Here is a 17,434-nt window from a genome sequence, read left to right as displayed (position 1 = left end):
ACTTCTCCATTATCCTCCATCCGGAAAAGGTTGTCAAAAAAAACAGGCCTCAACATAGGCCTGTTGACTATTTTTTATTCTTTTTCCTGTCTTTCACCAGGTCGGCAGTCACAGTTGCATACCGCATAAAGCGTTTTCACTGAATTACATTCAAAATGCTCGATGATGGTTCCGCAAGTCTGACATACGATAGTTCCCATCTATGTCCCCTCCGCATTCAATTGATTCACATATTACTACAAATGTTATGTTACATTCATCTTAATATGCCACGTCATTCGGAGTCAAGATACATTTGTTGATAATTAGTATGTCACATTAAACTAAATATTGTCATTCAACCAGTTCACGATTTTTTGCAAGACTTCTTCCTTTTCAGGTTCGTTCAAAATTTCGTGCCGCAAGCCTGCGAATCGTTCAAATGTTTGTCTGTCTGGAAGGCCAACTGTAAACTTCTCCACTGCATCCGCATCAACCAATGTATCAGCACCAGCCTGCAGAACAAGGACTGGATGCTTGATTCGATGCCTATCCTCCCACGCCTTTTCCATAGAGCGATTCAATTCCGTGAACCATCTGACACTTACCTTGGAATAATTGAGCGGATCGTTCTGATAAGCAGCCTGAACAGCTTCGTCACGGGATACCATGTCGGGAGTTATTCCATTCGGCATGACAAGTGTTGGCCAAACCCGGTCGAGAAACTGTGCCAATTGCTCCTTCCACGCCGGTACTGTCAGTTTTAGCTTCAAGCATGGGGATGTGAGAATTAACCCTGCCAACTCTTTACTGCGCTCATCCGTCTGAATAAAGCGAGTCGCGATGAGACCACCCAGACTATGCCCCATTAAAAATACAGGCTTCTCTCCTGATGCATCTGCAAGAGCGGTACTCGTCCACTCGCGGACACGGGACAAATAGTCTTCGAATGATTGAATATGCCCCCGTCTCCCGGGAGAGCGCCCCCATCCCGGCAAATCTTCCGCATATACGTCCCAGTCCGCCTGATTAAAATAACTCGCTACATGCTCATAACGCCCATGATGTTCTCCCGTTCCATGGACGAGAACAATCGCTCCCCGAGAATCTTTGGCCGACCATTTATGTACACCCATTCTCCCTGTTCCTCCTACTGCTTAATTTCTTTCGATTATACTAAAAAACGGATAAGGCCGTTTTTTACAGAAAAACCAAAACGAGCAGAAGATAAACTTCTGCTCGTTACCTAATACTGATTTTCTTCAAATGGAATGGATGGTAAATGCTCCTGGAAAAACTCAGCAAGAGCGGCTGCCTCGTTCTCCGAATCCAGCCTGAAAATTTTTTGCAGATATCCTGGATTCACCGCATCGTCCGAACTGAGAAGAGTCGATTGCCCTGTCTGCATACAGATCACCAACGGCTTCCCATAAAACTTGTGTGTAAATACCATGCCAAAGTCGTAACGTGTTCCCTCTGAAATAAAGCCAAGGAAACGTACATTAGCGTTCTCCGAAACATCGTATAAGTGGTCGTAGTGCTCCATCAGCAATCCCTCCTCAACAGTATTTTGGCCTCCGAATTTCGTGAAATATTCGGATTATTCACTAGTATAATCGAAAAATCACGTTTTTGCTACCCAAACAGCATCATTTACCAGACGCGTCGGGTTAATTACCCTGTCTTCCCCTTCTTGAATCCATCTCACTTTTTCTGCACCATGCAACGATTGCGCGACAAAGGAGAGACATTCAAAGAACAGTTCAACTACTGCTGTACTGTATCGTTCCTCCATTTTCTCCAATGCATACGTCAATCTAAAAATATCTGGTACACTTCTTCGACTGGCTTCCAATACTTCTTTTCCTTTTTCAGTCGGGTATACGTGAACCACACGCCCATCCAACTCCGACTTTTCGATGGTCACCATGCCTTTCTCCATTAACTTCTTGATATGAATGACAATCGATGAGGGATGCCAGAAGGTCCAATCTGCAATTTGCGTGACGCGTACACCTTCATAACAGTAGATGATCCAGAGAATGTTTAACTGTACGGAGGAATCCAATTCGGCTTCCTTCGCTGCCCGCTCCCAGTCTTCTTTGTTCACCACATCGATGGCGCGCATGGTGTTTAAAGCTTCGAATACGTGTCTAATTGAGGCCTCCTGCATGCGTATATTCCTCCATGATCCTTTATCGTTCATCTAATGGCTATATAAATATGATATATATTTTACACTTTTCAGAAAAAACACGCAATTGTTTTTGGTCGCCAACTGCCTCATTGCCAAAGAGTGGAAGACAATGCTACACTAAACGCACAGAATACCGGTACTAGGAGTGAGTGCAGTCGTGAAACTTCAATCGGCCTACATCTATTTCGTTGATGGTTCTACCGCAGCATCTGTAAGTATTGACGACGTGAAAGCCAAGTTTACGCGATACGTTGACATGACCTCAAAAACAGGAAAGCAGTTGGGCTGGACCTATGCAGACGCCGCTTTCCCTTACACCCTAGAAGAACGCTCAGAAGGAAAGGACTCGTGGTTCCTTCTCAAAGGTAAAGACCCAAACATGTACAAAGCCATCGTTGTTGGAGTCGGGAGCAAAAATGAAAACGGTTCCGAGAAGCACTACATACAAGTGTCCCTTCCTGAATCAGCGACGCATGGCGATAAAAACAAGGCAAATGAGTACTGTCGATACTTGGCACGTGATTATAAAGCAGAGCTGCACCTCTTCAACAAGCGCATTCAATACTTCCAACCTCGAAAGCCATAATGAAAAACGTAAAAACAGTCGAGAAATATCGACTGTTTTTTCATGTTCAGGCCTATTGCCCCTGACCTCTTTTTTTCATACGAATAACAAAGAGAGGAAAGGGGTGAGCTTATGGAAGCGCAAGCATTTATACAGTTGGTTGCTGACCACGCCAAAAAGTCTTATCTGAACCATCGTCTATTCCCCTCCATTATCATAGCGCAAGCCATACTCGAGTCAGGTTGGGGTAAAAAAGTACCTGTTGACCCTGCCACTGGGACATCCTCGTACAACCTCTTTGGAATAAAGGGAACAGGACCTGCCGGCTCTGTCACCATCGAAAGCAAAGAGGTGGAAAACGGAAAGACGGTTACACGTACTTCCCAGTTCCGCGCTTATGAAAATTACCAGCAATCTATGGAAGACCATACCCAGTTTTTACGTAAACCCGCTTACAAAAACGTGCTTGCAGCCACTACTCCCGCACAAGCGGCACAGGCTTTGGAAGAAGCCGGGTACGCTACCGATCCTGCGTACGCTGAAAAGCTGACGCGCCTCATTCAGACGTACAACTTGTCTCAGTACGATCAAGTCGCCTCAGAAGAGCCACAAGCGTTTCCTCCCTGGAAATTGGAGCTGGGGAATCGTGCGTTACAGGAGGGCTTGCTGACCTCACCTGAATGGCTAAATAAATTAGACGAACCAATGCCAGTATGGGCTGTTCTAGCGGTTGCCCTGCGGCTTCTGGACAAACAGCGAGAGAAGCCATGAGTCCATAAATAAAAATCAAAAGCCCCATTGCCACAAGCAAATCTCGTGGGTAATGGGGCTGTTTCGTATAAAAATGCAGTTGCCTCAGTCGTACGTTGCTTGAGCACGTTGATCAAATCATTTGAGACCTGGACAGCGAATAAAACCTTCCGTCCACCATCCGAATTCCCAGATCGACGCAATATTCCAATCCTTGCGTCACTCCGTACAAAATCCATTCGGAAGAACGGTGGTTGATATCAAAATCAGTGTAAAGGTCAGTGCCATCATTTCGGATCTCTTTGCGGTACGTCACATCAAAAAGGCGTAGGACAAAAGGCAGTTCAGCGAACGGAATAGCAAACTTTCGCTCTATTTCTTGCTCGAACTCCTTCGTCATGCTCCACTCTGCCTGAATGGATTGCTCATCTTTCCAGGCAATGCGTATACTCGGGCCTTCTACATCCGTGGACGATCGCGGGGGATTTGTCTCCATTCGCTCCCATCGTTCCTTTCTTTCATGTACTTGCTATTACCAAGTATATTGGCTTTTCCGTATATTATAGCACGGGGACATGCAAAGTGGAAACGCATCCAAGCCATAATTTTTAACGCCCAACTGTAAATGTATTTTCACCGACGGTTACATAAGAAGTGAATTTCTCGGATTTCATTTGAACTTGTACTTTATAAGTGCCGTATGCTTCAAGTTTCGTAGATACAAAAGGCTCAGAAAAATAGAAGCTGTTTGCATTTTGCGTGGAGTATTTCCATTCTTTCCCTTTAGACACTTCTTTGCCGTCCGGTCCGATCAACACAAGTTGCATGCGCAAGTCTTTGGCAACAGGCGCGTCATCAACCTCTACGAACACGTTAAACGTACGAGGCACATTTTTGTCGCTGTATCCTTTGACAGGGTTGCTGAAAACGACATTTTTATTGCGGGTCTGCTGAATCCCTTCGACCACAATAATATTCACATTTGGCTTAATCACTTGCAATTTCCCAGATTGCTGATCGTAATCGGTGAAACCACCGAGCTTGTTCACTATTGATTCTACCGATTCGGCCTTGGATGCTGGCATTTCACTCGCTACGGTTTCCGCACCGAAAAATACGCGCATCGCACCCTCTCCCAGCGCAGTAGTGCTCCCCACCCCTGCTGCTACAGTCAACGCCAACAAGGCCGATAACCATGCTTTTTTCATGTCAATAATCCTCCTGTATGTGTGCGCGGCAGCGCTTGTTTTTCCGGAATTTCTTCTCTCTAGTTTATACGTTTGGAAAAGGAAATAGTTGTGCTGCCCTGATAAGTTTTTTCAACAATATCCACATTATCCACAAGCACAAAATGCTTAGGAAGAAAGACTTATGCACAGAGATGTTAGTAACTACTTCTTACTCTTGACGAGAATATACGGTTGGGAATGACACAGAAAAAAGAGCGGCTATCCAGCCACTCTTTTTTACTCCAGACACCTGCTACTTCTGTTGTGAAAGCCATGTAAAATACCGGGAGACCAGTCGAATGGCAACCTCGATCGCGTCTTCGTTCGGCTCAATTTTGGAATGGTGCAAGCCGTACGGCGTTTGCACACCCAGCCAGAACAAAAAGCCGGGGATTTCTTTCAAAAAGTAACCGAAGTCTTCTCCGGTCATGGCTTCCTTGCAGGTGATGAGAGTTACATCTTCACATTGTTCCTGTACCCATTGCATGAAGTCTGTCGTTAGCTGCTCCTCGTTGTAAACCTGGCAGTAGCCGACACCGTAGTCAATCGTTGCCTGGCAATCAAAGCCTATTTCCACTCCCTTTACGAGAGATTCAATGCGGCTCTTGACGAGTGCCATCGATTCCATCGAAAAGGTTCGGATGGTCCCTTCTAGCCTGGACTTCTCTGCGATGATGTTCTGCTTCGTCCCGCTCTCCAGCTTGCCAATCGTTACGACGGCCGAATCCAATGGATCTATATTGCGCGAAATAATCGATTGAAGCTGTGTCACAAGATGGCTTCCTGCAACCACCATGTCATTCGCCTTGTGCGGGAAGGCTGCATGCCCCCCTTTGCCAACCAAATCAATGTACAACTCAGAAGTGTTGGCAAACAAAATTCCTGGCTTCGTCGCAATATGACCAACTGGATATTCTGGCGCGATATGCAGGGCAAAAATACAGTCCGGTCGCCACCCTGCAAACTCTTCACTTTCCAACATCGGCTGTGCACCGCCAGGACCTTCTTCTGCCGGCTGGAAGAGGAACAGCAAATCATCTGCTATCGGATGTTCTGTAAAATGCGTCAGGAGGCCCAGAGCAATTGCCATATGCATATCATGCCCGCAAGCATGCATGTATCCTTCATGAAGCGAGCGAAACGGATAGGACGTTTCCTCTACGATCGGCAGGCCATCCATATCCGTCCGCCAGGCAATTAATCGTTTTGGCTCTGTTCCTGCCAGCTTGACCAAAATGCCTGTCCGCCACGTTTTGATCTCGATTCGATCCTGGGGCAGCTTTTTCAAATAATCAAGCAAGTATTGTTGCGTCTTCACTTCAGCAAAGCCTGGCTCCGGTATTTGGTGCAGGTCTCGGCGAATTTGTGTAAACAAAGAAGTCGTCAAGGTCTACGCCTCCTTTTTCGTACCTGTTCTTGCTGTTAGTTGCTCCTCAAACACGGCAAGGAAACGGTCCACATCAGCTTTTGTCAACGTCAGAGGCGGAAGCAGACGAACAATCGTTTTCTGCGTCACGTCAACGAGAATTCCTTCGTTAAGCAATGCTTGCTGCAAGTGACTTACCTCTTCCGGGGTGGAAGAGAGCGGAATTCCAACCATCAAGCCTTTTCCGCGAAGGGATTGCAGCTGATCTGGAAGACGCATCCGCAACGCTTCCAAGCCTGACCACAGATACGCAATTACTTCTTCTACGTGAGCAATGAAGGCTGGATCAAGCAATTCGTCCAACACGACATTCCCCAGGGCAGCAGACAGTGGTGATGGTGCGAACGTCGTTCCGTGATCCCCCGGTTTGAACTGGTTCATCAGCTTTGGGCCAGCGATGACTCCGCCAAGGGGAAGCCCTCCCCCTATGCCTTTGGCAAAAAGGATAAGGTCTGGCGTTACGCCTGCATGCTCATAAGCAAACAGCTTTCCTGTTCTGCCCATTCCTGTCTGGATTTCGTCCATGACAAAGAGCATGCCTTCTTGTTCACAGATGGCAGCTACCTCTCGCAAGAACGCTTCCGTTAGCGGCACCACACCGCCGGAACCCAAGACTGGCTCCATCAGGACTGCAGCGGGCCTTGCTTCCTGGCAAATCGCTCGCAATCCTTCCGTGTCCTCCACATCCAGTTCATAAACAGGAAAAGCTGGCTGAGGAAAGTCTTGATAGACATGAGCCTGCCTCGTCAAACGCACTGCTCCAAGTGTTCGTCCGTGAAAGCTGTTGCGTAAGACAACGATGCCTTCACGACCTGCTCCCTCATTCTTCGTCCATTTGTGAATCAGCTTGATCGCAGACTCTGTAGCCTCGGCACCAGAGTTGGTGAAAAACACTTTCCCACTGATGCTGTTCGCAACCAACCGCTCGGCCAAACGAATAGCCGGCTTGTTTAAAAATACATTGGAAATATGCAAGAAACGCTCTCCCTGCTCACGCAGAGCCTGTACAATGCGCGGATGAGAATGACCCAGAACGTTTACCGCGAGTCCGGTAAACAAGTCGAGATAGCTCTTTCCGTTCGTATCGTACAAGTAATTTCCTTCGCCTTTTTCTATGGCAATCGGAATTCTTTTGTAAGAAGAGACGATATATTGTTCATCGAGCGAACGCCAGTCCATGTACACTCTCTCCCTTACAGCTGACGTAGCTCCTGCTTGATCTCTGTCTTGGAACGAGTTTTTTCATCGATTTGCTTGATCACGCGTGCAGGCGTTCCCGCAACTACCACGTATGGAGGTACATCTTCAATCACGACAGCACCCGCTGCAACGACAGCACCTTTACCTACGCGTACGCCTTCCAGAATGACAGCATTTGCTCCGATGACAACATCATCCTCGACTACAACTGGCTGTGCAGATGGCGGCTCGATGACTCCCGCGATAACCGATCCCGCGCCGATGTGGCAGTTTTTCCCGATGGTTCCACGCCCACCTACGACAACATTCATGTCGATCATCGTGCCTTCACCGATAACTGCACCAATGTTAATGGAAGCACCCATCATGATGACCGCGTTGTTGCCGATTGTCACTTGGTCACGGATAATTGCGCCTGGCTCAATACGCGCTTGAATCCCTTTTGTGTCCAGCAATGGAATAGCGGAATTGCGGCGGTCGCTTTCTACTACATAATCTTCAATTTTTTCCGCGTTAGCAGCGAGTACTGGCTCAATCTCTTTCCACTCACCAAAAACAACACCAGTTGAGCCAGTAATGAAAGCTTTGGAGCTAGCACCGAAGTCGATTCCCTCCAGGTTCCCTTTCACATATACCTTCACTGGTGTTTTCTTTTCGCTTTTTTGAATAAACGCGATAATTTCGTTGGCATCCATCATGTTCATAGTTACATCCTCCTCAAAATAACAGCATGGTAAATCAAAAAAAGCAATGAGTGCATTCGCTATCTCATTGCTCTTGATACTACAGAAGCAAATCATAAATAGCGCTCCACAAAAAGACGAAAGGTCCCTTGTGACAGGATGTTCATTTTTCATGAGACACCCCAGCCTGTGCTACGTAGGGGCATAGCATAAGCTTCGGCGCTTTAGCCTTTCTTCCTTCTCCTACCCCCTGGCAGATTGCGAAAAGGCTTACTCTTCTTCGGCGCACCTCTATTTAGTGTACATTATTATAATTTTATTTAACTCTACCAAAATGAATGAGACGTGGCAATAAGAAAAAAGTTATTGACAACGATTCTCATTTTCATTATTTTATTTGTGAGAATGATACTCATTATCTAATTGGAGGTTTTACGTTTTATGAGCATTTTGATGGTATACGCGAGCATGACGGGGAATACACAGGAGATTGCTGAAGCAATTGCAGAAGGTATTCGTTCAACTGGTGCTGAGCTGGAGATAAAAGAAGTGATGGATGCAAACGCAAAAGAACTCGAAGCATACGACGGAATCTTGCTTGGCGCCTACACATGGGGCGATGGCGAACTGCCAGACGAATGCCTGGATTTTTATGAGGAAATGGACGATATTGACCTCAGCGGGAAAAAGGTTGTTGCTTTTGGCTCTTGCGACTCCGCTTACGAGCATGTTGGTGCAGCTGTTGATATTTTGCTGAAAAAAGCGAGTGAGCGTGGCGCGGAAACACCAATGGAAGGATTGAAAATCGAGCTTTCTCCTACTGCAAAAGAAGTGGAAACTTGCAAAGCATTTGGGGTATCGTTTGCTGAATTGCTCGGCTAATTGATGTTTCTCAAATACTCTGGCACATGATATACTATCAATCCAACTTTTTAAGGAGGATTGATCTCATGTCACTACATACGGACGAGATTCTCTTACGGCCTCTCCAACAACAAGACGCAGCCGAGCTCCTAGAGCTTCGGCTGCGCAATCATGACTTTCTCCAACCATTTGAACCGATCCGCCCCGCTTCTTTTTTGACCCTCCCAGGACAGCAAGAGCAGATTTCACAAGCTCAGAATGATTTTGAACATGGTACTGCCTATGCTTTCGGCGTATTCTCCCGAGAATCCGGAAAGATGATTGGCCGTGTAGCGCTTTCGAATGTCGCACGTGGTGCGTGGCAAAATGCAACGATTGGTTACTTCATGGATCAGGCGTGCAATGGCAAAGGCTATACGACATCAGCAGTAAATCTTGCCCTCCGCTTTGCTTTAACGGATGCTGGGCTGCATAGGGTACAAGCCGCTGTCATGCCTCGCAATCAAGCTTCCATTCGCGTCTTGGAAAAAAACCGTTTTCGCCAGGAAGGCCTTTCGTTACGTTATTTGCAAATTAACGGTGTATGGGAGGACCATCTCATCTTCGCTCTTACTGCTGAGGAGTGGTCTCAGTAATCTCCTCGCTCTTTTCACTCTCACGTAGCCGCTCCAGGATGCGCCGTTTACGGTATAGCATCATCCCCGCTTCGGCGACATCCTGTACGGTTGAGCGATTCAAATACGCCCCGAACAAAATACCCGCAATGGGCACCATCTGAAATAATTTTTTCCACCCATAGTTTTCTGTGTATGTTACTACGACTTCACGCCATCCCTGCAATTGCGCCATCACCTCTCTCTGCGCACTTGGATCATCAAAGCGAGAGAGCTCAGCGAGTATCGCTTTTTTCCCTACGATGTCTGATGAAGCAAACTGCAAGCATTTGACGACAAACAGCCGCTCCCTCTTCTCTTCTGGTCGATAGCCATAGGCTAGAGCCATCTCTTGTAATACTTTTAGGGATGTCCCCATCAATAACGGGATATCGATTGCGAGGGTAAAAATCCCCCCGAAGCCAGTCGTCGCACCTTGTACCGTGGCAAAATTCGCACGTGAATCCTTCAGCTCCAACGCGACATCATTCATGATCGTAAGCGGTACAGCAGCAATCTCCTCCTTGCCCATAACAGAAGTGCCCTGTCCCTCTAACCGTTTGCCAAACCGCTTGTAAATCGGTTCATCCTGCACCAAATATGTTCCACCTGTCTCAAGAAAGGCTGCCATTTCATCTACGGCTTTTCCCAGCTTCTCTTGAACGAATGCAGGCGTAATCCGATCCAACAGAACAAAAGGAAGTCTGCCAAGCTTTTCCCAGAACCACAAGTCGTTCTGGTCCTTCTCCCAAGCCTCTACTTCACGTAATGCCGTAACCAATGTCTCCCTAGACTCTTTCAACCCCAACAACCTCCCTGGCTGCTCACTCAGCTTCTCCTCGCTTCCACTGACATTGGTTGCGCAAGATGGACTTGATATAGTCCTGCAACTCTTTTGACGTGGCGTGACAGACGAATTCTTTTTTATTTCTTACGATTCCCAGCTTCAAATGTTTCACTTGCTCTCCTTCGATCTGAAACCCGAACTTTTCCAAGATCGCCTTCTGCTCGTTTGTCACAGGACTTCCTCCCCTTATAGTCGAAAACCCCCATGCCAAAATGCAAGGGGGTCAATCGTTATTTCACTTCGATTGTGAATGCGATCGTTTCTTTTCGTTCATCAACGTCTGTTTTTTTGACTGATCTTTTTTGTCTTTGAACGAGTCGACAAGTCTTGTTGCTAAGGATATTGGTTATTTTGATCTCGTATTTACCGGGCTGCTGCCGATCAATGAACTTGCTGATATCAAGTGATTCCAGTCCGTTTTCAGTGCCGTCATCGCGATTTGAAGGCTTAATGTCAGTGATTTCTTTTCCTTCGTAGTAGATCTCGATCCGATTTTCTGATGATATCGTAGCACTGCTATGCTCTTGTCTAGCACCGATGGCGTTCTCTCCATATTTCCACTCATACTTGGGCATATGGTAAGAGGAAGCCTTCCTACTCTCTCTAACTTTCTTCGTCCCAGTCCGCTCTGCATACGTGGAGATGAGTTGTAGGTTCTCCAATTCAGCAAGATCGCTATCAGATTCCACAGTCACAAGATCTCCATTGCGATATTCCTTGCCCTCTTTTCCTCTCATGAACATCGGCGCTTGTGGTGGAGCTATACCTGAATCACCTGGATCACAACTTTGGGACGCTGGGATTGGTGGCGTATCCTCAATGACCTGTATGTAACCGCACCATGTCTTAGCAGGGTCCCTTTTGCTGTAATAGTTTACCTTGTAACGCCCTGGCTTATAGCCCGACAGTAACAAGCCTGTATGATCCCAATTCAATTTATCACTATCGACCACGACGTTATCGACTGCCCATACTCCTGGTCCTTCATCGTCATCAGCTTCACTACCGAATTCGATATGCTCTGCTGCTGTAGTCAGCCATATCACATGTACCGGGTTTTGATAGAGCCTCACTGTATTGTCTGATGAATACACATTTGCTTTCTCGACCATAAGTGTAGATTTTTCGTTTGGCTGCATCAACACATCCAACGTGACGTCTCCGCTTGTGGGACCACAAGCATTCGGTGCACCTGGAATTTGTATGTAAATCGTAGTCGACGTAGAACCCCCCCATAAGGAATCCGTTTTGTTTTCCTTGGAATCTGGCTCAAATGTGACAGAAATCGTCATACCTGCCAGCATTTTCGGGATATCAACTTCAAAATGTTGCGCATTTGTCAACGTTTGTCCAGTTCCGTTCACCGACCATCGACCTAGGTATGCCGAATACAAGGAAATCTTACCTGGTGGCTCCGGGGCAGTAATGGTCTGATCCGGCGCGAGTTTTTGACCGCTTGCATCTGTCCCCATATACAGCTCCGCCATGCCAATCTGAACCGTCGTAGTCCAAGTCGACATTGAGGTATCGTCAGGTAGAAAAAGGAGCTGGTATTGACCAGTCAACAACGTACCTGTTGAAAACACAGTAGCAGGAACAGATCTCATTTCTTGGTTCGTAGACTTGTTTGTTAGCTTCCACGTACCAGGTACAGAACTGTTAAAATCAGTTGACCCCATATTTCCGAAAATGGTCGTCTGCCCGCCTGTCGCCAAAGGCTCTCCCTCTGCTTTTTCCCCCTTATAAATACGTGGGTAATTTTGTGCTTCTACCTGAAAGCTCACGTGTAACGTACTGCTCTTTTCATTAGCATCAGTCACTACAAAGGTCAACGTATGAGAGCCAGCTGACAATTTCGCTGCGGGAATTGTAAAGCGAGGTACCTGCCATTTGAACACAGCTTGATTTGAGCTTTGCTCCATTTGAAACTCCGTTAATTCTGCACCATCCAAATATACTTGCTTCCGACTAAGATTTGTTCCATTTCCATAAGTGGTCTGTATCACATCAATATCAAGTGGTGTCTCCGGAGGTAGAATAAACTCATCATTCTTCACCCAGTTCCAACCTTTTGAATCCAGTCCCGCAACCTGATAATCGTTAAAGATAACCATATCGTGAACAGGCTGCTTCCGGATTGGCTTAGATACTTGGCTGTTTTTTTTCATTGATGCTGTTGCCCCGGCTCCCATGGCTGGCGGTACTGACACACCTGACAAAAAAGTACCAGTTGCCAAACACACGAGAAGTGCTTTTACAACCCATTTTTTCACGAACTGTCCTCCTACTTTTTTGTCTTACGTATTTGCATTTGAACAACTGATTTTATTCGACAATAACCGTGTTATATCCTTTAAGTTCGCACACTTTTTCCTAAGAGAGATATAGTTAAAAACTATCCGCTTAATAATTTATATAGATTTGACTTATGACTTCAAAGTCGGTAAAAAGGAAGAAAGGGAGGGGATTCAGATGGTTCAAACCAATCAATGGGATGCCGGGTTATACGACGCCAAAATGAATTTTGTTTCTGAATACGGCAAAGGGGTAGTGGACTGGCTACAACCGGCTCCTGGAGAAAGCATTCTGGACTTAGGCTGTGGAACAGGCGACCTGTGCGCTCAACTATCGCTTGCGGGAGCAAATGTGACAGGAATCGACTTTTCTGCCGCCATGATTGAGGCAGCTCGCCAAAAATATCCGCAGTTTGCCTTTGAAGTAGCCGATGCGCATACGTATCGAACAAATGTCAGCTACGACGCTGTCTTTTCCAATGCCGCACTCCACTGGATGAAACGTCCAGCAGAAGTCGTTGAAACCATTTGGTTGGCTCTTGCTCCCGGTGGACGCTTTGTTGCCGAATTTGGAGGACATGGCAATTGCGGACAAATCACAAAGGCATTACGGACTGTTTTGGCACGAAAAGGAATAGCTGCCGATGAACGCTCGCCTTGGTATTTTCCCAGCATTGGCGAGTACACGACTCTTTTGGAGAAGCAAGGCTTCCACGTCGTGCTTGCCTCCCATTTTGATCGTCCGACAGTCATGGCTGATGGGGACCTGGGGCTTTCGCATTGGCTGAATTCTTTTTGCAGTCCTTTTTTTGCCGGACTGTCCTCAGATGAAATCCAGCAAGTATGTAGGGAAGTCACTGACTTACTGCGTCCTGCGCTGTTTCAAGAGGGTCACTGGGTGCTCGATTACAAGCGTATTCGCGTCCTTGCCCATAAGAAATCAGAGAATGATACGCTACATGGGGGAGCTGCACGATGACCCGTATTGCCTGTCTCCATGGACATTATTCGAACATTTCCCTCTTATCAGATGCGTTCGCAGCCTTTGACGTAGAGCTCATTCATTTTGTTGATCCAGGTTTACTCCTGCAAAACGCGGGAACACCTGTCCATACCACGGAACAATCACATGCCAAATTACGTGATCAACTAGCCTGGATGCAGAGCTGCACCGTAGATGCAATCATGATCACTTGCACGCAGTATGCCGGACTGGTAACACCAGAGGATGAGGCAACTGCCACTGTCCCCATCTTCACCATCGATGGACCTTTTTTTCATGAGATAGCACAGCATACGGAGCCACAAGTTCTGCTGTTCTCCAATCCCGCTACTGTCCAACCTACGTTGGAGCGTCTCGTAAAACACGGCCATTCCTACAACCTGCACCCAGAGATACAAGTAAGTATCGTCGAAAATGCTTTTGCCCTGCTCATGGAAAACAAGCAGGAAGCGTACAGAGAAGCGATAAAAGACGCCCTGTATCAACTCCACCAAACGTTTCCAGATCAACCTATTGCAGTGGCACAGCTCTCCATGGCACCTGTTGCTGATGAGTTTGCAATGGAAAACGACTGTACAATCTCCCATCCTTTACATAGTTTGACGTCGCAAATGTCCGCAACGTTACAATTGCGTTCAAAGCGTTGAAGTGCGTATGAGTATAAAAAACAGCCCCGTTTGCTTAGGTCTTTGGCCAGTGGCAATGGGGCTGTCGCTATAAACGAATTCGATTGGCTTTTACATGCCTTCGGAGTTGGTCACCAGAACCTCTTCTCCCTCATTCAAGCCGCCTTTGATTTCAATAAAATCGTATCCTTCAATGCCGATTTCTACATCTTTCGGCATTGGATCTCCGGTGCTCGGATCTTTCACCATTACCGTTCCCTGACCTGGCCCCAGAATTTCAACCGCATTGCTTGGCAAGCGCAGGACATTCTGTGCTTGGGCGACGATAATATCGTTGTCTCCCGTCATCCCATGCTTAAAATCAGCCTTGTCTAGCAGTTCCACTTTTACCGCGAAACGAACTTCCTTGTCTTCTTTTTTCCCTTCCTTCGGAAGCTCTATGACTTTGCCTTTAAACGGCTCGGTACCGAACGCATACACATAAACATCGACATTTTGTCCAATTTTAATTTCGGGAATATCAAGCTCTCCAACGGCTGCCACAAAGTAAACAGAAGTCGTGTCCATAATAATGGCTGCAGGATCTGATCCTGGCGCTTCGCCTTCTTTTACTCCTAGCTTGGTGATGACACCGCTGATTGGCGCTGTTACTTGGTTCTTCGCAATTTCACGCTTTTTCTGCTCCATGTTCAATAAGGACGTTTTTAGCGCGAGCTCTTTTTCCTGCAGTTCCATAGAGGACGATTCCATATCCATCTTGAATAGTTGTTGCCCTACCTTGACTACATCGTCTTTTTTCACGTCGATTTTGCCAATTTTTCCGTGAGTACCCGCCAAAATTTCTATTTCATCTGGCAACTGGAATTCTTTCTGATTTCGGCTTACATATAAGAGGCCCTTATCATCCGTATACTGTACCTCACCCTTATCCCCAACATAGATTGCACCAGGTTTTTTGACCAAAACCTCGACATTGTGAATACCGCCCGCTCCTTCTACCTTTTCACCAATTCTATCGACTTCCGTTACGACACCATCCACAAAATACATGGAAGTTGGAATGAACACCTTCACTTTTTGACCTACACTGAATCGTTCAGACTCATAGGAGGTAAATTGTCCAATAATTTTCAAATAGTCGGTATTAGCAAGCTTGACTACTACCTGCTCCGGTCTTACATCTTGCCCTTCTTCCACAAGGACCTCAACCACTTTTCCTTCTTTAGTAGCCGTAATTTTGTCTTTCTTTTGTTTAATTTCATTTAGCTCTTTTTTCGCCTTTAAAATGTCCAGCTCCAGCTTTTGAATTTCCAGCTGTGCATCCGAACTGTCTATCGTGAACAAGACATCGCCTTTTTTGACGGACTGCCCTTCCTTCACTAGCACACGTTGCACCTTGCCACTGAGCTCTGGCTTGACTTCCTCACGCGCCTTCGCTTCCACTGTACCTGCAGAGTTGATCGTCTTCTTGACGTCACCACGTTCCACGAGCGCTGTCGGGAAGTTCGGTTTTTCTTCTGGCTTTTCTTCTGTAACCTCTTCGCCCTTGAAGTACGAATAGCCGTAATAGCTTCCCCCTCCAAGAACGGCCACGACCGTGGCGATAATGATCCATTTTTTCTTGTTCATCTTACGTTCCTCACATTTCATCACTTATTCAGATCGAATCGCTTGCAGTGCACTTAAACGAGACGCACGGATCGCCGGGAAGATTCCCGCCAACACCCCAATAATAAAGGAGAAGCCAATCGCAAAGAGTGCCAGCCAGCTCGGAATGACCGCCAATTTTGTAGGTTCAGCCTCTGGATCACCACCGCCGTAGCCCATGTTCAGACTATCCAAGAGACCGCCAGACGCTCCGAAGTAATTCACGAGCTCAACCGCTCCCCACGCCATACCGAGACCAGCCAGTCCACCAATTAAGCCAATAAAGCCTGATTCCATTAAGAACAGCCAGCGAATATTCAACACAGTGGCTCCGATTACTTTCATGATGCCAATCTCTTTGGTTCGCTCTAAAATCGACATGATCATCGTATTGACAATTCCAATGGTTGCGACGAGCAAGGAGATTGCTGCAATTCCTCCGAGGACCATCTGAATCACGAAGAAGAATTTATTGATGGTTTCCAGCTCACGTGCAGGCGACCATACTTCAAAGCCCTTTTCCTTCAAAGCTTGTACGACACCCTCGACTTTTTCCCGAGATTCTACCTTGACAGTAATTCTGTCAAATTCAAAAGTTTCCTTTTTGGCTTTATCGCGTGATCTGCGAGATGCTCCCTCTTCGACTTCGTCACCTCGACTGCGCGTGACCCACTCGTTCAGCTCTTTCACAACGTTAATCGGTACATAAACCGCAGCTGACGAGTTACGTTCTTCAGACTTCTTTAATTGACCGACAACCTTCACACGCAGTTCTTTTTTCTCGTATTTCGGTTCATCGTCGATGCGATATTCGCGTGACAAGATGAGAGTCCCCGCTCTGTCTACGAGATTGAAGGCCAGTGCTTCTCCGCCCCCGATATCCGGCGGCGGCATGTTGGACATTTCATTACGGCCACCTCCGGCCTTTCTTCGCCGTTCCTCGCGCTTTTCCTTTTCTACGTCGCGCAATTCTCTGGATACATCGAAAGCAACCACTATCTCTTGTGGCGCCCCTGTCAGATAGCTTCCTTTTTCAATGTCATTTTTGCGATAGGCAGCCGACTCATTTACATCCACCCCAATAAGCTGTACGTACCCTTCTCGTCTACCTACCTTGAGCTTCGCTTGCTCTCGTAATTCTTTTATCGGCATAACTGCCTGAATGCCAGGAATCTTTTTTAATTCCTGCACCGCTTGCATGTTCAGCTTCTTGACTTTATCCTCTGGAACATCGATCCATTCGCCATTTTCCTCGTACCAACGCAATGGCTCGACGTCCATCTCTGTCAAGTTTCCGAAGTTCTCCAAGCTTTTTACCGCACTTTCCTTAAGCCCTAAACTAAGTGCCATCATCGCAACGATTGCAGCCGTCCCGATCATGACACCAACCGACGTGAGGGCTGTCCGCAGCTTCATTCGCCACAGATTCCTCCAGACGATGCGAAAAGAATCCATTACCTTCACTGTTTGT

General features: G+C 46.8%; 20 protein-coding genes and 1 riboswitch. Of the genes, 6 read left to right on the top strand and 14 right to left on the bottom strand.

All coding sequences use genetic code 11. The annotated features are described in order from the left end of the window. Positions 1 to 74 precede the first annotated feature (74 nt). From FB479_RS01145 to FB479_RS01130, 4 genes are all read right to left on the bottom strand, one after another. Positions 75 to 200, bottom strand: coding sequence for a GapA-binding peptide SR1P (locus FB479_RS01145; protein ID WP_007723214.1), 126 nt, complete (start codon positions 198 to 200; stop codon positions 75 to 77). Positions 201 to 323: 123 nt separating this feature from the next. Beyond that, a complete protein-coding gene (locus tag FB479_RS01140; protein WP_142061694.1) occupies positions 324 to 1,115 on the bottom strand; it encodes an alpha/beta hydrolase in 792 nt (263 codons plus the stop codon). 110 nt (positions 1,116 to 1,225) lie between these two features. After that, positions 1,226 to 1,525: a DUF3055 domain-containing protein gene (locus tag FB479_RS01135; RefSeq protein ID WP_106653181.1), complete on the bottom strand. Its 300-nt coding sequence runs from the start codon at positions 1,523 to 1,525 to the stop codon at positions 1,226 to 1,228. 78 nt (positions 1,526 to 1,603) lie between these two features. Further along, positions 1,604 to 2,152, bottom strand: a complete 549-nt coding sequence (locus FB479_RS01130) for a MarR family winged helix-turn-helix transcriptional regulator (RefSeq protein ID WP_007723208.1) — start codon at positions 2,150 to 2,152, stop codon at positions 1,604 to 1,606. A gap of 181 nt (positions 2,153 to 2,333) precedes the next feature. Between FB479_RS01130 and FB479_RS01125 the strand changes: the two genes are divergently transcribed. Both FB479_RS01125 and FB479_RS01120 read left to right on the top strand, forming a co-directional pair. Further along, positions 2,334 to 2,762 carry a DUF1885 family protein gene (locus FB479_RS01125; RefSeq protein ID WP_106653180.1) on the top strand — a complete coding sequence of 143 codons (429 nt, stop codon included), beginning with the start codon at positions 2,334 to 2,336 and terminating at the stop codon, positions 2,760 to 2,762. A 111-nt stretch (positions 2,763 to 2,873) separates the two neighbouring features. After that, the gene (locus FB479_RS01120; protein ID WP_142061691.1) at positions 2,874 to 3,512 is read left to right on the top strand and encodes a glycoside hydrolase family 73 protein; all 639 of its coding nucleotides are present in this window, start codon (positions 2,874 to 2,876) and stop codon (positions 3,510 to 3,512) included. Between the two features lie 112 nt (positions 3,513 to 3,624). Here the strand turns inward: FB479_RS01120 and FB479_RS01115 are convergent, their stop codons facing one another. From FB479_RS01115 to dapD, 5 genes are all read right to left on the bottom strand, one after another. Then, positions 3,625 to 3,987: a DUF4912 domain-containing protein gene (locus FB479_RS01115; protein ID WP_007723202.1), complete on the bottom strand. Its 363-nt coding sequence runs from the start codon at positions 3,985 to 3,987 to the stop codon at positions 3,625 to 3,627. Positions 3,988 to 4,099: 112 nt separating this feature from the next. Continuing rightward, complete coding sequence (locus tag FB479_RS01110) at positions 4,100 to 4,699, bottom strand: hypothetical protein (RefSeq protein ID WP_106653178.1); 600 nt, start codon at positions 4,697 to 4,699, stop codon at positions 4,100 to 4,102. Between the two features lie 274 nt (positions 4,700 to 4,973). Then, positions 4,974 to 6,107: an N-acetyldiaminopimelate deacetylase gene (locus FB479_RS01105; protein ID WP_106653177.1), complete on the bottom strand. Its 1,134-nt coding sequence runs from the start codon at positions 6,105 to 6,107 to the stop codon at positions 4,974 to 4,976. Between the two features lie 3 nt (positions 6,108 to 6,110). Beyond that, positions 6,111 to 7,325: an aspartate aminotransferase family protein gene (locus tag FB479_RS01100; RefSeq protein WP_142061688.1), complete on the bottom strand. Its 1,215-nt coding sequence runs from the start codon at positions 7,323 to 7,325 to the stop codon at positions 6,111 to 6,113. A 14-nt stretch (positions 7,326 to 7,339) separates the two neighbouring features. After that, on the bottom strand, positions 7,340 to 8,050 hold the full coding sequence (dapD, locus tag FB479_RS01095; RefSeq protein ID WP_142061685.1) for a 2,3,4,5-tetrahydropyridine-2,6-dicarboxylate N-acetyltransferase: 711 nt from the start codon (positions 8,048 to 8,050) through the stop codon (positions 7,340 to 7,342). Between the two features lie 91 nt (positions 8,051 to 8,141). Beyond that, positions 8,142 to 8,331: riboswitch (Lysine riboswitch) on the bottom strand. Between the two features lie 139 nt (positions 8,332 to 8,470). On the opposite strand from dapD, the gene FB479_RS01090 reads away from it, so the two are divergent. Both FB479_RS01090 and FB479_RS01085 read left to right on the top strand, forming a co-directional pair. After that, a complete protein-coding gene (locus FB479_RS01090) occupies positions 8,471 to 8,911 on the top strand; it encodes a flavodoxin (protein ID WP_106653174.1) in 441 nt (146 codons plus the stop codon). Positions 8,912 to 8,979: 68 nt separating this feature from the next. Continuing rightward, the gene (locus tag FB479_RS01085; RefSeq protein ID WP_142061682.1) at positions 8,980 to 9,528 is read left to right on the top strand and encodes a GNAT family N-acetyltransferase; all 549 of its coding nucleotides are present in this window, start codon (positions 8,980 to 8,982) and stop codon (positions 9,526 to 9,528) included. Here FB479_RS01085 and FB479_RS01080 read toward each other — a convergent pair. Genes FB479_RS01080 through FB479_RS01070 form a run of 3 tightly spaced genes read right to left on the bottom strand, consistent with a single transcriptional unit; the run spans position 9,503 to position 12,666 of the window. After that, complete coding sequence (locus tag FB479_RS01080; RefSeq protein ID WP_142061678.1) at positions 9,503 to 10,357, bottom strand: EcsC family protein; 855 nt, start codon at positions 10,355 to 10,357, stop codon at positions 9,503 to 9,505. The two genes, FB479_RS01085 and FB479_RS01080, sit on opposite strands and share 26 nt — an antisense overlap. A gap of 13 nt (positions 10,358 to 10,370) precedes the next feature. Further along, on the bottom strand, positions 10,371 to 10,565 hold the full coding sequence (locus tag FB479_RS01075) for a hypothetical protein (protein WP_255438242.1): 195 nt from the start codon (positions 10,563 to 10,565) through the stop codon (positions 10,371 to 10,373). A gap of 58 nt (positions 10,566 to 10,623) precedes the next feature. Then, entirely contained in the window at positions 10,624 to 12,666 is a 2,043-nt protein-coding gene (locus FB479_RS01070) for a hypothetical protein (protein WP_106653172.1), read from the bottom strand. Between the two features lie 199 nt (positions 12,667 to 12,865). Here FB479_RS01070 and FB479_RS01065 point away from each other — a divergent pair, with 199 nt between their 5' ends. Continuing rightward, a complete protein-coding gene (locus FB479_RS01065; RefSeq protein WP_142061672.1) occupies positions 12,866 to 13,666 on the top strand; it encodes a class I SAM-dependent methyltransferase in 801 nt (266 codons plus the stop codon). Beyond that, positions 13,663 to 14,337 (top strand): hypothetical protein, encoded by a 675-nt coding sequence (locus FB479_RS01060; RefSeq protein ID WP_142061669.1) that lies wholly within the window; start codon positions 13,663 to 13,665, stop codon positions 14,335 to 14,337. Before FB479_RS01065 ends, FB479_RS01060 begins: the two co-directional genes overlap by 4 nt. A gap of 90 nt (positions 14,338 to 14,427) precedes the next feature. Here the strand turns inward: FB479_RS01060 and FB479_RS01055 are convergent, their stop codons facing one another. Together FB479_RS01055 and FB479_RS01050 are read right to left on the bottom strand one after the other, a co-directional pair. Continuing rightward, a complete protein-coding gene (locus FB479_RS01055) occupies positions 14,428 to 15,945 on the bottom strand; it encodes an HlyD family secretion protein (protein WP_106653169.1) in 1,518 nt (505 codons plus the stop codon). Between the two features lie 24 nt (positions 15,946 to 15,969). Next, positions 15,970 to 17,427, bottom strand: a complete 1,458-nt coding sequence (locus tag FB479_RS01050) for an ABC transporter permease (RefSeq protein WP_106653168.1) — start codon at positions 17,425 to 17,427, stop codon at positions 15,970 to 15,972. Positions 17,428 to 17,434 lie beyond the last annotated feature (7 nt).

Source organism: Brevibacillus sp. AG162 (assembly GCF_006715575.1).
Taxonomy (GTDB): Bacteria; Bacillota; Bacilli; order Brevibacillales; family Brevibacillaceae; genus Brevibacillus; species Brevibacillus brevis.
This window is presented reverse-complemented; position numbering and strand designations above follow the sequence as displayed.